Origin of the sequence: Streptosporangium jomthongense, assembly GCF_042650425.1 — a bacterium.
Lineage (GTDB): Bacteria > Actinomycetota > Actinomycetes > Streptosporangiales > Streptosporangiaceae > Streptosporangium.
The window spans coordinates 369,973-382,336 of the sequence record NZ_JBHSBC010000032.1 but is presented as its reverse complement, the minus strand read 5'-3'; the positions used below and the strand labels follow the sequence as shown (position 1 = coordinate 382,336).

The following is a 12,364-nucleotide window of genomic DNA, read 5'->3' as shown; positions in this document are numbered from 1 at the left end:
GCCGAAGCGTGATGGTATGCGTTTCGTCCATCAGGTGAGGTGGCATAGCCTGGCGCTCATGGCGGATGTTGGCGGCGACTCCTCCGGGGGCCCTCACGATGGATACATCCCGTCCTACGACGCGCCCACGGCGCCCATTCCCGCCATCCGCGCCGAGGACGGCACGCTGATCAACCCTCGGGTGCCGCGCCGGTTCCCCATCGGCGACGGCGAGGAGACCGTGCTGGTCCCCAGGCCCGAGCTGCCCGCTGAGCCGTCTCCCGAGCCGGAGCCTGAGGCGGCCGAGGAGCAGGAGTCCGTCTGGCTCTTCCCCATGGCGGGCTTTCCCGGGCTCGAAACGGACGAGAGGGAGCACGCCCCCGAGGCGCCGGAGCCGGCCGAGTCGCCCTCCGGCGGCCTGTCCGGGGTCTGGGCCTGGGAGGCCGCGGCCAGGAACGCGGCCGGAGACTCCCCCTCGAAGCCCGTCTGGACGCCCGCTCCGGCCGAGGAACCCGCGGTCAGGCCGACGCCGTCCCTCGTGCCCGGCCCGCCGCCTGCGCTTTTCGCGCCCCCGGCGAAGCGGCGCAAGGAGGGCCTGCTGACCCGGATCGGGGACATCCCCGTCCGGTTCGTCTACAGCGTCGGCGCCGCGCTCGTCACGGCCCTGGCGGTCTTCCTGATCTTCATGCTGTTCTCCGGCGACAGGCCCCACAGGATCGACCAGTCGGGCAGCGGGGCCGGATCGGGAGCCGCCGTCGTCTCGCCCGCACCGTCACCGTCCGCGGTCGCCCTGCCCGGCCTGCCCCCGACGACGAAGTTGCGGGCGCTGCCCGGCACGCCGAGCCCGGTGCTCGGCGCGGTCACCGACAGCAGGGCGGCGATCACCTACGCCAAGCTGGGCAAGCCGTGGCAGGTGGCCGACATTCCCTCCTTCTCCGCGGGCCAGCAGGTCGGTACGGCACGGCAGCCGGGCACGATGGTCGTCTCGGGCCTGCTCCCCGGCGCCTCTCCCCAGGCAGACCTGAAGACCGACGCCGAGTTCCGCAAGGCGGCGGCCGGCGCGGTGAGGTGGACGGTCGCCAACCACTATCCGGCGGGCGCCAAGGTGGCCTGGACGGCGTCGCAGAAACCGGCCACGGGCAAGGGATGGACGCTCGGCTACCGGGTGACCTACACGGTGAAGGGCAAGCGGCACACCTCGCAGGCGGCGCTCACGCTGCTGGACATCGGCCGCCGCAAACCGGCCATCCTCTTCGTCACCGTTCCGGACACCCGCAAGGAACTCTGGGCTGATATCGCGCCGTTGGTGGCAAGTGCCCGGGCGCTCTGACGGAAACACATTCTAGAATCTGCTTCTGTCACTGAACCCTGTCTGGAGGCTCTGTCATGGCGATCGGGTTGGGGGAGGAGCACCGGGAGCTTCGCGATTCGGTGATCGGCTGGGCGGCGCGGAACATCCCGCCCGAGGTCCTGCGGGCCGCCGTGCAGGCCCCGCAGGAGACCCGTCCGGCGTTCTGGACGAGCCTCGCCGCCCAGGGGCTCCTCGGCCTCCACCTTCCCGAGGAGTACGGCGGCAGCGGATACGGCCTGCTGGAGACGGCCGTGGCCGTCGAGGCGCTGGGGGAGCGGGTCGCCCCCGGCCCCCTCCTGCCGACCGTCCTGGCGAGCGCGGTGATCCTGGCCTCGGACGGCAAGGCCCGTGCCGAACTGCTCCCCGGGCTCGCCGACGGCACGCTGACCGGCGCGGTCGCGCTGACCCGCCCTCCGGCCGGTTCCCTGACGGGCACCCGCGGCGAGGACGGCACACTGACCGTCGGCGGCGTCGTCGAACCGGTCCTGGGTGGCACCCTCGCCGACGTCCTGGTGCTCCCCGTCGCCACGCGGCAGGAGCGGGTGTGGGTCGTGGTGGACGCCTCAACGGTGACCGTGACACCGATCCAGGCGCTGGACCTCACCCGGGGAGTGGCCAGGGTCGAGGCCGAGTCGGTCGAGGTGCCGCCGGGGCGGGTCCTCGACGGCCTGAGCTCGGAGCGCGTCCACGACCTGGCGGCGATCCTGCTCGGGGCCGAGGCCGCGGGCGTGGCCGCCTGGTGCGTGCGCGCCGCCTCCGAGTACGCCAGGGGCCGCGTGCAGTTCGGCCGTCCCATCGGGCAGTTCCAGGGGGTCAAGCACAAGGCGGCCCGGATGCTCGTCGCGCTCGAACAGGCCCGCGCGACCGTGTGGGACGCCGTCCGGGCCGCGCGGACCGCCGAGGAGGACGGCGTCGCACGGACGGCCGGGGGTGACATCGCACAGGAGGCCGGGGAGGGCACGGCCGTACGGACCCTTGAAGAGGACGATGCCGCGCGGGCGACCGGGGAGGCCGTCAGGGAGGCGGCCTACGCCGCCGCGGTCGCCGGGGTGGTCGCGCCGGACGCCGCCGTCGGGTGCGCCAGGGACGCGATCCAGATCTTCGGCGGCATCGGCTACACCTACGAGCACGACGTCCACCTCTACTACCGCCGCGCGCTGAGCCTGCGCGCGCTGCTCGGTCCCTCCGCCGGGTGGGCCGACAAGGTCGCCGGGCTGGCGCTGGACGGCGTGCGCCCGCAGATGGAGATCGACCTGCCCGAGGAGGCCGCCGGGCTCCGTGAACGCGTCCGCGCCGAGGTCGCCGGGTTCGCCGGGCTCGAAGGCCGGCGGCAGCGGCGGGCGCTGGCCGAGGCCGGTTACGTCATGCCGCACCTGCCCAGGCCGTGGGGGCGCGAGGCCACCCCCCTCGAACAGGTGCTCATCCTCCAGGAGCTGCGGGCGGCCCGGGTCAGGCCACCCCAGATGATCATCGGCGCGTGGGTCGTGCCGTCGATCGTCGCCTACGGCACCGCCGAGCAGCAGGAACGCTTCCTGCCCCGCACCCTCAGCGGGGAGACGGTCTGGTGCCAGCTGTTCTCGGAGCCGGGCGCGGGCTCCGACCTGGCCTCCCTCCAGACGAGGGCGGAACGGGTTGAGGGAGGCTGGCGGCTCAACGGCCAGAAGGTCTGGACCTCGATCGCGCACATCGCCGAATGGGCCATCTGCCTCGCCCGCACCTCCTCGACCGGCTCCAAGCACGAGGGCATCACCTACTTCCTGGTGGACATGAAGACCCCGGGCGTCACGGTCAGGCCGCTGACCGAGATGACCGGGGAGAGCATGTTCAACCAGGTCTTCCTCGACGACGTCTTCGTCCCCGACGAGCTGGTCGTCGGCCAGGTCGGCGACGGCTGGCGGGTCGCCCGCAACACTCTGTCCAACGAGCGGGTCCTGCTCTCCTCGGGGACGGGCGGCACCGGCTCCTCGATCCGCGACCTGCTCGGGTTCGTGGGCAGGCTCGGCCGCGAGCTGACCGCCGTCGAACGCCAGGACCTGGCGGAGGTGCTCTGCGAGGGCCACTCGATCGACGCGCTCGGCCTGCGGGTGACGCTGCGGCAGCTGAGCGGCGCCGAACCCGGCGGCGACGCCTCGGTCCGCAAGCTGCTGTCCACCTCACACGCCCAGCACGTCGCCGAGTGCGCGGTCGGCCTGCTGGGCTCCGCGGCGGTGACCGCCGCCGACCGTACGCTCGGCGACGCGGGCCACTGGAACCGCGCCATCCTGGCTACCCGGGCCATGACGATCTACGGTGGTACCACCGAGGTCCAGCTGAACATCATCGGTGAACGGCTGCTCGGCCTGCCCCGCGACCCGGAACCCGGCAGGTGATTCGCGCCGCTACTGTACGGTTTCGGCCTGGATGACTTTTCCCATCGTCAATGACCTTGTGGACGACGCCACAGGAAGGCAAGAATCAGATCACCATGCCCAAGGTGACAATTCCCCCCACGCCTCCTTCGGGCCCCGTCCCAGTCGTGAAGCGATGAGCGGTTCCAGCCGTGAGGCGACGAGCGATGAGACGGTGCTCGGACCGCCGCAGGCCGAGCCTGAGCCACCCGTGGACGTCGAGCCGGTGCGGAGGTTCTCGCCGGTCGCCCTCCTGCGCGCCTGTCGGCCCCGCCAGTGGCTCAAGAACGGCCTGATCTTCGCGGCCCCCGCCGCGGCGGGTGTGCTGTTCACCGTGCAGGGAATGCTGGACGCGCTGATCGCCTTCGCCGCCTTCTGCGTCGCGGCCAGCGGGGCCTACCTGCTCAACGACGCCTCCGACGTCGAGGCGGACCGCCGCCACCCGCGCAAACGCCACCGCCCGATCGCCGCGGGCCTGGTCCCGATACGGCTCGCCTGGGCGGTCGGGACCGCGTTCGTGCTGCTGGCCCCCGCGATCGCCGCGCTGTCCGGTGGCTGGCGGCTGCCGCTCGTCGTGGCGGGCTACCTGTCGCTGACCTTCTCCTACACCTACTACCTCAAGCACCAGGAGGTGGTCGACCTCGTCGCGGTCGCGGGATGCCACGTCATCCGGGCCTTCGCCGGGGCGATCGCCGTACAGGTGCCGGTGACGAGCTGGTTCCTCGTGGTCATCTCGCTCGGCTCGCTGCAGCTCGTCGCGGGCAAGCGCGAGACCGAGCTGCGCGCCGCGATGGGCAACGAGACCGGCAACGCGACCCGGGCCATCCTGGCCGCCTACACGCCCGGCTATCTGGCCGGGGTCAGGATGATGGCCTCGGGAGCCATGATCGTGACCTACTGCCTGTGGGCGCTGAACGAGCACTCGGGGCCCTTCTACCCGATCAGCATCGTCCCCTTCGTGCTGATCGTCCTGCGGCACAACCTGCTGGTCGACCGGGGCGTCGGCGAGGAGCCCGAGGAACTCGCCCTGCGTGACCGGCCCACCCAGCTCTTCGTCGCCCTTCTCCTTCTTCCGCTCCTGATCGGGATCTACCTCACATGACCCTGCTGACCGGCTGGGGCCGTACCGCGCCGACCGTCGCGCGAGTGGCCAGGCCTCGTTCACCGCAGGAGGTCGCCGACCTCGTACGGCGGGCCTCGGACCGGGGCGTCGCCCCCAGAGGACTCGGCCGGGCCTACGGCGACGCCGCGCAGAACGCCGGAGGACTCGTCCTCGACTGCACCTCGCTGACCTCGTGGTCCCTCGACGAGTCCACCGGGCTGGTCACCGCGGGCGCCGGGCTCAGCCTGCACGACCTGATGACGGCCCTGGTGCCCAAGGGCTGGTTCGTCCCCGTCACACCGGGCACCAGGCACGTGACGGTCGGCGGGGCCGTCGCGGCGGACGTGCACGGCAAGAACCACCACGTGGACTCCTCCTTCGGCGCCCACGTGCGCTCCCTGACGCTGGTCGCCGCGGACGGCGGCAGCCGTACGGTGACACCGGCCGACGAGCTGTTCTGGGCGACGGTCGGCGGGATGGGGCTCACCGGGGTGATCGTCGAGGCGGTCTTCCAATGTGTGCCGATCGAGACCTCGCGGGTCCGGGTGGACGTCGAACGCACCCGTGACCTGGAGCACACGCTTGAGACGATGACCGCGACCGACGACCGTTACCGCTACACGGTCGCCTGGATCGACCTGCTCGCCTCGGGGGCCAGGATGGGCCGCAGCGTGCTCACCCGGGGCGACCACGCGAGCCGCGCCGAGCTGCCCAGGGGGACCGAGCCGCTGGCCTTCGCGCCGAGGACGCGGCTGAAGGCACCGCCGTGGGCGCCGAACGGCATGCTCAACCCGCTGACCGTGCGGGCCTTCAACGAGGCCTGGTACCGGAAGTCGCGTCCGGCGACGGGGCTGATCCAGGAGATCGGGCCGTTCTTCCACCCGTTGGACTTCGTCGAGGGCTGGAACCGGGTCTACGGGTCGAACGGTTTCGTCCAGTACCAGTTCGTGGTGCCCTTCGGCGAGGAGGCGACGCTGCGGCGGATCGTCTCCAGGCTCTCGGCCGAGGGCGTGGTGTCCTTCCTGACCGTGCTCAAGCGGTTCGGTCCCGGCACGCCGGGGATGCTGTCGTTCCCGATGCCCGGCTGGACCCTCGCCCTGGACATCCCGGCGGGCCGCGCGGGTCTCGCCCGGCTGCTGCGGGAGTTCGACGGGTGGGTCATGGAGGCGGGCGGACGGCTCTACCTGGCCAAGGACTCCCGCATGTCGGCGCGGTCCCTGGCCGCGATGTACCCCAGGCTCGACGAGTGGCGCAAGATCCGCGAGGAGGCCGACCCCGCCGGGGTCTTCCGCTCCGACCTGGCCAGGAGACTCGGGCTGTGAAGACGACAGGTTGTGGGAGGCTCGTCCGATGAAGAACGCCCTGGGCTCGGTGGACACCGTGCTGCTGCTCGGCGGGCGCAGCGAGATCGGTCTGGAGATCGTCCAACGGCTGGTCCGCGACGGTGCCCGCAAGGTCGTGCTGGCCTCGCGGGACCCCGGTGGGACGCCCCCGGCGATCGGCACCGCCGAGGTGCACCTGCTTGAGTTCGACGCCTCGGCGCCGGAGACGCACGGGGAGGTGATCGAGGCCGCGGTGAAGCTGGTCGGCGACCTCGACGTGATCATCCCCGCCTTCGGGGTGCTGGGCAGCCAGGAGGTCTACGACGCCGACCCGGTGGCCGCCGCGCGGGCGGTCGCCGTCAACTACGGCGGGCACGTCTCCGCGGGGCTCTTCGCGGCCCGGCGGCTGCGCGAGCAGGGCCACGGCACGCTGGTCGTCCTGTCGTCGGTCGCGGGAATCCGGGTGCGCAGGGCCAACTTCGTGTACGGCTCGGCCAAGGCGGGCCTGGACGGCTTCGCCCAGGGGCTGGGTGACGCGCTGCACGGCTCGGGCGCCCGGGTGATGGTCGTCCGGCCGGGCTTCGTGATCGGCAGGATGACCAAGGGCATGTCCCCGGCGCCGCTGTCCTCGACCCCCGGCCAGGTCGCCGACGCGGTGGTCGCCGGGCTGCGCTCCGGCGCCGAGGTGGTGTGGGTGCCCGGCGCGCTGCGCGCGATGTTCGCGGTGATGCGTGTCCTGCCTCGCGCCGTGTGGCGGAGGATGCCCCGTTAGTCCTCCTTCAGGAGGGCGCGCATGCCGTCGAGGATGATCCGCAGGCCGTACTCGAAGCTCGCGTCCCCGTCGTCGTCGAAGAGGTGGTGGAGGGCCCGCAGGGTGAGGGGGAAACGCCCGGGGTCGAGGGAGGCGGCCAGCAGTCCTTCCTGGTAGGGGTTGCCCGCCTCGCCGTACGCCTCGCCGGTGCGGGCCTGCTCCTCGATGGTGAAGCCGATCGTGTAGTGCAGGAGCGTGGGCAGGGAGCGGGCGGCCACGTCGAGGGGGAAGCCCGCGTCCCCCAGGGTCCGCAGGGCCAGTTCGGTGGTCCGGAAGATGGTCGGGTCGGTGACATGGGTGCCCGCCATCATCCGCGCTCCGTCGCGGTAGCACAGCATCGTACGGCGCAGCAGCCGGAACCTGTCGGCGAGCCACTCGTCCCAGGGGGTGCCGCGTCCGGGCAGCTCAAGCCCCACGGTGCTCTCGGCGAACACGATCCCGGTCATGACGTCGAGCAGCTCCTGCTTGTTCTTGACGTGCCAGTAGAGGGCGGGGGCCTGCACGCCGAGCTCCCTGGCCACCAGGCGCATGGTGAGCCCGTCGAGGCCGACCTCGTTGAGGAGTCGCAGTGAGGTCCGCGCGATCTCCTCGGCAGTGATCTTCATCCCGTTCTCCGTCCTGTGCCCTTGACAGCTTAACATCGTTCAATTAATCCTTAACGCAGTTAAATTTAACGGCGTTAAGGGGGGCGATCATGGAGAAGACGGACGTGGTGGTCGTGGGCGGCGGGCCGACCGGGCTGATGCTCGCGTGCGAGCTGAGGCTGGCGGGCGTCGAGGTCGTCGTGCTCGACCGGCTCGCCGAGCGCGGCCGGGAGTCACGGGCGGGGGGCATCCACGCGCGCACCATGGAGGTTCTCGACCAGCGGGGCCTTCTCGGCGGTTTCCTCGACGTCGGACGGCGACTGCAGGCGGGGCACTTCTCCGCGCTGCCACTGGACTTCAGCGGCCTCGCGACCAGGTATCCCTTCCTGCTCATGGTCCTGCAGACGACCATCGAACGGCTGCTTGAGGAGCGCGCCGCCCAGCTCGGTGTGCGGGTGCGCTGGTCGTCCGGGGTGACGGACCTGCGCCAGGACGCGACCGGCGTCGAGGTCGAGACCGAAGGCGGCGGCAGGCTGCGCGCGTCCTACCTGGTCGGCTGCGACGGCGGGCGCAGCACGGTCCGCAAGCTCGCCGGGATCGGCTTCCCCGGAACCCCGGCGACGATGACCGCGCTGCTCGGCGACGTGTCGCTCGCCGACCCGCCCAAGGAGGTGATCTTCCAGGAGCGCAGGGAGCACGGCTCCTTCACGGTGCTGCCCTTCGACCAGGACTGGTACCGGGTGATGACCAACGAGTACGACCACGTGGCCGACCGGGACGCCCCGGTGACCTTCGAGACGCTGCGGGAGACGCTGGTCAGGATCGCCGGGACCGACTACGGCATGCACGATCCCCGCTGGGTCTCCCGATACGGCGACGCCGCCCGGCAGGCCGAGCGCTACCGCGAGGGCCGGGTGCTGCTCGCCGGGGACGCGGCGCACATCCACTTCCCCGCGGGCGGCCAGGGGCTGAACACGGGCGTGCAGGACGCGTTCAACCTCGGCTGGAAGCTCGCCCTGGTGGTCGACGGCACCGCGCCGGAGGAACTGCTGGACAGCTACCACGCCGAACGGCACCCGGTCGCCGAGGAGGTGCTGCGCAACACACGGGCGCAGACGGTGCTGGGGCGCCCCGGAGAGCAGATGACCGCGCTGCGCGAGACGTTCGGCCGCCTCATCGAGGTGGACGAGGTGAACCGGCTGCTCAGCGGCATGATCACCGCGCTGGACGTCCGGTATCCGCTGGGCGGGGACCACCCGCTGCTCGGCCGCCGGGTCCCCGACCTCGACCTGCTGACCCCGGACGGCCCGGTCAGGCTGTACGGCCTGCTGCACACGGCCAGGCCGGTGCTGCTCGATCTCGGGCAGGCAGGGGAGGCGGGGGAGGTCGTCAAGGGATGGGACGGCCGGGTCGACCTGGTCGAGGCGGGCTGCGCGGAGCGGGTGTGGACCGTGCCGGGCGCCGGGGAGGTTCCCGCCCCCCGGGCGTTGCTCGTGCGCCCGGACGGCCACGTCGCCTGGGTCGCCGGGGCCTCCTCCGAAGGTGAGAAGGCTGCTCTGCGCGCCGCCCTCACCACCTGGTTCGGCCCGGCCCGCTGAGGCCCGCCCCTGAGGCCCGGCCCGCTGAGGCCCGCCCCTGAGGCCCGGCCCGCTGAGGCCCGCCCGCTGAGGTCGCCCGGGGGCGGGGTCGCTTGGCCCGCGGGTCAGCGGGTACCAGCACCACATGCCTGATCTCCTGCCGGAGGAGAGCCTCGGGGAGGTCGTCAACCTGCTCGTCCGTCTCGTCGAGGCGGCGGGCGCGATCGTCATCTTCGCCGGGGCGGTCACGGCCTTCGCGCGGTTCCTGCTGGCCGCCGTGCGCGGGGACGGCGACGGGTTCGTCACCGTCCGGCTGTTCCTGGGCAGATTCCTCGCGCTGGGGCTGGAGTTCCAGCTGGCCGGTGACGTGCTGCGGACGGCTGTCTCACCGAGCTTCGCCCAGATCGGGCAACTGGCGGCGATCGCGACGATCAGGACCGCGCTGAACTTCTTCCTGAGCAGGGAGATCGATCGGGAGAGGAGCATGATCGGCGATGGCTGACCTCCTCGGGACAGCCGTCGTCCTGATCGTCACCATGGGACTGGCCGCCTCGTTCGCCGTGCTGGCGCGTGGCGGCGGACCCGGGGGCGCGATGGCGGTGCTGCTCGACTTCCTCGTCGCGGCGGGTCTGTTGCGCCTTTCGCGGGCCCAGACGTGGACGGCGATCGCCCTGGCGGCGCTCACGGTGGTCGTCCGCAAGGTCGTCGTGGCGGGCTTCCTGACCCGGCCGCGACCGCCTCGGCGGCGAACGCCCGCAGAGACCCGTTGAGAGACCCGCGCTCAGGCCCTGGCGGCCTGGGCGCTCTCGCCGGTGAACGCCGCGACGGCTCCCAGACCGAGATAGACGACGCCGCTGGTGACGTTCAGGCGGCGCCGGGCACGGGCGGAGCCGCGCAGGCGCCCGGCCAGCGCGGAGGAGAGCAGGGCGAAGGCCCCGTCGCTCGTGAGGCCCAGCACGATCCAGATCAGGCCGAGCACCACGATCTGCGGCGCGATCGGGCCCCGCGCGGGGTCGGTGAAGTGCGGGAGGAAGGCCAGGAAGAAGATCGCGGTCTTCGGGTTCAGCACGTTGACCACGAAGCCCTCCCAGAACAGCCGCGACCTGGAGGCGGTCCCGAGCTCGGCGGGGGCGTCGCCCTCGGTGCGGGCCGCCATCAGCTTGCGGACGCCGAGCCAGGCCAGGTAGGCCGCGCCCAGGTACTTCACCACGGTGAACGCGGTCGCGGAGGCGGCCAGCAGCGCGCTGATGCCCAGGGCGGCGGCGACGACGTGGACCACGGAGCCCAGGTGGATGCCCATCACCGACAACATGCCCGCGGTACGGCCCTGGGCGACGCTGCGGGTCACGATGTACAGGACCGCGGGGCCCGGCACGAGCAGCAGGGCGAGGGTCGCGGCGGCGAAGAGAGCGAGCGTCGTCAGGTCCGGCATATCCGGATCGTAGAAGGGTGACCTGGCCGTTCGCCTCAGGTTTTTCCACCGTACGGCCCCGCCCGGAGCCGCAGCCGGAACCGTACGGCTCCGCCTCAGGGGACGTCGGTCGCGCGGGCCGCGGCGGTCAGGGCGGTCAGCAGGGCGGCCGTCGCCGGGGGAGGGGGCGGCTCGCCGTACGTGGCGGCGTGGATGTGCCGGGTCGAGCCGGGCACCTCCACCGCGTTGACCCCCGGGTTGCGGTGCGCGCGCAGGGCCAGGCCCGGCAGGAGCGTCACCCCCATCCCGGCGGCCACGAGGGCCTGGGCGGCGACGACGTCGTCGGTGGTGAAGGAGATGTCCGGAGCGAAGCCCGCACGCGCGCACAACCGCAGCAGGGGGCCGCGGCACCGGTCGCAACCCCCGATCCACGGGGAGTCCCGGTGCGCGGACAGGTCGCCGGGCACACCCGAGGTGACCAGGTAGCCGGGGTCGTCCATCAGGTGGGTCAGCCGGACGCCCTCGGCCTCGGCGCCGGTGCCGGAGTGGTGGAAGACGACCGCCACGTCCACGTGGCCGGCGCGGAGCATCCGCAGCGCCTCGTGCGGTTCGGTCTCGGTCAGGCGCAGTTCGAGTCCCGGATGCTCCCTGGCGAGCCGCGAGACCGCCCCGGGCACGAACGTGCCGAGCGCCGCGGGGAAGGCGGCCAGCCTGACCCGGCCCGCGCGCAGGCCGACATGCGCGGAGAGCTCGGCGGCGGCGGAGTCGATGCGGCCGACGATCTCGGCGGCCCGTTCGGCCAGCAGGCGCCCCGCCTCGGTGAGCCGGATGCCCCGGCCCGCCCGCTGGATCAGTTTGGCCCCGGTCTCGGCTTCGAGCCGGGCGAGATGGTGGCTGACGGAGGGCTGGGAGTAGTGCAGTTCCCTGGCGGCGGCGGTCACCGAGCCGTGCCGTGCGACGGCGGCCAGGACACGAAGCCGTACGACGTCGAGCATGTATCAAAGTTATCGATGAATCAGCGGAAAGACAGGCACTGGACGTTATGCATTGGTACGGCCATGCCGTGCCTATGACCTGCCGGTCGGCTGATCCTCCGGCCCCTCCTCCCGGCCGAGGCCGAGACCGCGCCTGATGTCCTCAAGGCGGGCGGCGCCCTCGACGTCGAGGGTGGCGCGCTCGACCTCCAGCATCCTGGCCTCGACGGAGCCCGTGGTCAGCTCCGCCTCACCGAGGGCACGGGCGTACCGTTTGTCGATCCTCTCCCTGACCTCCCCGAGGGTCGGGGTCTCCCCGGCGGGGCCGAGCCCGGACAGCTCACCCATGGCCCTGTTGAGCTGTTCCTGCATCTCGGCCTGGTCGAGCTGCGACAGCAGGCGCATCCGTTCGGCGAGCGTGCGCTGCAGGGCGGCGGCGTTGGTGTCGACGGCCGCGCGGGCCTGGTCGGAGGCCTGCCGCGCGCGCTCGTACATGAGCCGGGTGTCCCGCAGCGAGTCCTCAGCGGCGACGAGCCGGGAGGCGAAGGCGCGGGCCGACTCCTCGTAGGAACGGGCCTTGGCCTCCTCCCCCGCGGCCCTGGACCCCTCGGCCAGCAGGACCGCCTGGCGGGCGTTCTCCTGGAGACGGTCCGTCTCCTCCGTCGCGCGGGTGAGCCGCAGCTCAAGTTCGTGCTCGTTGCCGATGACCGAGGCCGCCCGCTGGGTCAGCACCCGGTGCCGTTCCCTTGCCTCCTGTACGGCCTGCTCGATCTGGACCCGGGGGTCGGACAGCTCGGAGAGCCTGCCGGACAGGGCGAAGACGAGATAGCGCCAGGCCCTGCGGACGAGTGCGAACATGGGGACTC

Annotated in this window: 12 protein-coding genes; 8 read left to right on the top strand and 4 right to left on the bottom strand. The window is 72.3% G+C overall.

The window, feature by feature from the left end; translation table 11 throughout:
• Positions 1-58 precede the first annotated feature (58 nt).
• The 5 genes from ACFOYY_RS27295 to ACFOYY_RS27275 all read left to right on the top strand — a co-directional run bounded on the left by ACFOYY_RS27295 (position 59) and on the right by ACFOYY_RS27275 (position 6,913).
• Positions 59-1,309: a hypothetical protein gene (locus ACFOYY_RS27295; RefSeq protein ID WP_386193273.1), complete on the top strand. Its 1,251-nt coding sequence runs from the start codon at positions 59-61 to the stop codon at positions 1,307-1,309.
• A 56-nt stretch (positions 1,310-1,365) separates the two neighbouring features.
• A complete protein-coding gene (locus ACFOYY_RS27290) occupies positions 1,366-3,699 on the top strand; it encodes an acyl-CoA dehydrogenase (protein WP_386193270.1) in 2,334 nt (777 codons plus the stop codon).
• Positions 3,700-3,853: 154 nt separating this feature from the next.
• Positions 3,854-4,819 carry a decaprenyl-phosphate phosphoribosyltransferase gene (locus ACFOYY_RS27285; RefSeq protein WP_386193268.1) on the top strand — a complete coding sequence of 322 codons (966 nt, stop codon included), beginning with the start codon at positions 3,854-3,856 and terminating at the stop codon, positions 4,817-4,819.
• Positions 4,816-6,141: an FAD-binding oxidoreductase gene (locus tag ACFOYY_RS27280; protein WP_386193265.1), complete on the top strand. Its 1,326-nt coding sequence runs from the start codon at positions 4,816-4,818 to the stop codon at positions 6,139-6,141. The genes ACFOYY_RS27285 and ACFOYY_RS27280 overlap by 4 nt, the downstream gene beginning before the upstream one ends.
• Before the next feature lie 28 nt (positions 6,142-6,169).
• Positions 6,170-6,913, top strand: a complete 744-nt coding sequence (locus ACFOYY_RS27275) for an SDR family NAD(P)-dependent oxidoreductase (protein ID WP_362772324.1) — start codon at positions 6,170-6,172, stop codon at positions 6,911-6,913.
• On the opposite strand, the gene ACFOYY_RS27270 is transcribed toward ACFOYY_RS27275, so the two are convergent.
• Positions 6,910-7,557 carry a TetR/AcrR family transcriptional regulator C-terminal domain-containing protein gene (locus tag ACFOYY_RS27270; RefSeq protein WP_386193261.1) on the bottom strand — a complete coding sequence of 216 codons (648 nt, stop codon included), beginning with the start codon at positions 7,555-7,557 and terminating at the stop codon, positions 6,910-6,912. The two genes, ACFOYY_RS27275 and ACFOYY_RS27270, sit on opposite strands and share 4 nt — an antisense overlap.
• An 89-nt stretch (positions 7,558-7,646) precedes the next feature.
• Here ACFOYY_RS27270 and ACFOYY_RS27265 point away from each other — a divergent pair, with 89 nt between their 5' ends.
• The 3 genes from ACFOYY_RS27265 (at position 7,647) to ACFOYY_RS27255 (ending at position 9,883) form a co-directional block, all read left to right on the top strand.
• Entirely contained in the window at positions 7,647-9,134 is a 1,488-nt protein-coding gene (locus tag ACFOYY_RS27265) for an FAD-dependent monooxygenase (RefSeq protein ID WP_386193258.1), read from the top strand.
• Positions 9,135-9,258: 124 nt separating this feature from the next.
• Complete coding sequence (locus ACFOYY_RS27260; RefSeq protein ID WP_386193256.1) at positions 9,259-9,615, top strand: DUF1622 domain-containing protein; 357 nt, start codon at positions 9,259-9,261, stop codon at positions 9,613-9,615.
• On the top strand, positions 9,608-9,883 hold the full coding sequence (locus ACFOYY_RS27255; protein WP_362910032.1) for a hypothetical protein: 276 nt from the start codon (positions 9,608-9,610) through the stop codon (positions 9,881-9,883). Before ACFOYY_RS27260 ends, ACFOYY_RS27255 begins: the two co-directional genes overlap by 8 nt.
• Before the next feature lie 11 nt (positions 9,884-9,894).
• On the opposite strand, the gene ACFOYY_RS27250 is transcribed toward ACFOYY_RS27255, so the two are convergent.
• The 3 genes from ACFOYY_RS27250 to ACFOYY_RS27240 form a co-directional block, all read right to left on the bottom strand.
• Complete coding sequence (locus ACFOYY_RS27250; protein ID WP_386193253.1) at positions 9,895-10,545, bottom strand: LysE family translocator; 651 nt, start codon at positions 10,543-10,545, stop codon at positions 9,895-9,897.
• A gap of 95 nt (positions 10,546-10,640) precedes the next feature.
• Entirely contained in the window at positions 10,641-11,519 is an 879-nt protein-coding gene (locus tag ACFOYY_RS27245) for a LysR family transcriptional regulator (protein ID WP_386193251.1), read from the bottom strand.
• A 72-nt stretch (positions 11,520-11,591) separates the two neighbouring features.
• Positions 11,592-12,356: a PspA/IM30 family protein gene (locus ACFOYY_RS27240; protein WP_386193248.1), complete on the bottom strand. Its 765-nt coding sequence runs from the start codon at positions 12,354-12,356 to the stop codon at positions 11,592-11,594.
• Positions 12,357-12,364 lie beyond the last annotated feature (8 nt).

Excerpts from the sequence above, each read along its gene's own strand:
- ACFOYY_RS27245 (WP_386193251.1), bottom strand. The coding sequence starts at position 11,519 with ATGCTCGACGTCGTACGGCTTCGTGTCCTGGCCGCCGTCGCACGGCAC.
- ACFOYY_RS27285 (WP_386193268.1), top strand. The coding sequence starts at position 3,854 with ATGAGCGGTTCCAGCCGTGAGGCGACGAGCGATGAGACGGTGCTCGGA.
- ACFOYY_RS27240 (WP_386193248.1), bottom strand. The coding sequence starts at position 12,356 with ATGTTCGCACTCGTCCGCAGGGCCTGGCGCTATCTCGTCTTCGCCCTG.
- ACFOYY_RS27265 (WP_386193258.1), top strand. The coding sequence starts at position 7,647 with ATGGAGAAGACGGACGTGGTGGTCGTGGGCGGCGGGCCGACCGGGCTG.
- ACFOYY_RS27270 (WP_386193261.1), bottom strand. The coding sequence starts at position 7,557 with ATGAAGATCACTGCCGAGGAGATCGCGCGGACCTCACTGCGACTCCTC.
- ACFOYY_RS27290 (WP_386193270.1), top strand. The coding sequence starts at position 1,366 with ATGGCGATCGGGTTGGGGGAGGAGCACCGGGAGCTTCGCGATTCGGTG.
- ACFOYY_RS27260 (WP_386193256.1), top strand. The coding sequence starts at position 9,259 with ATGCCTGATCTCCTGCCGGAGGAGAGCCTCGGGGAGGTCGTCAACCTG.
- ACFOYY_RS27255 (WP_362910032.1), top strand. The coding sequence starts at position 9,608 with ATGGCTGACCTCCTCGGGACAGCCGTCGTCCTGATCGTCACCATGGGA.
- ACFOYY_RS27275 (WP_362772324.1), top strand. The coding sequence starts at position 6,170 with ATGAAGAACGCCCTGGGCTCGGTGGACACCGTGCTGCTGCTCGGCGGG.
- ACFOYY_RS27250 (WP_386193253.1), bottom strand. The coding sequence starts at position 10,545 with ATGCCGGACCTGACGACGCTCGCTCTCTTCGCCGCCGCGACCCTCGCC.
- ACFOYY_RS27295 (WP_386193273.1), top strand. The coding sequence starts at position 59 with ATGGCGGATGTTGGCGGCGACTCCTCCGGGGGCCCTCACGATGGATAC.
- ACFOYY_RS27280 (WP_386193265.1), top strand. The coding sequence starts at position 4,816 with ATGACCCTGCTGACCGGCTGGGGCCGTACCGCGCCGACCGTCGCGCGA.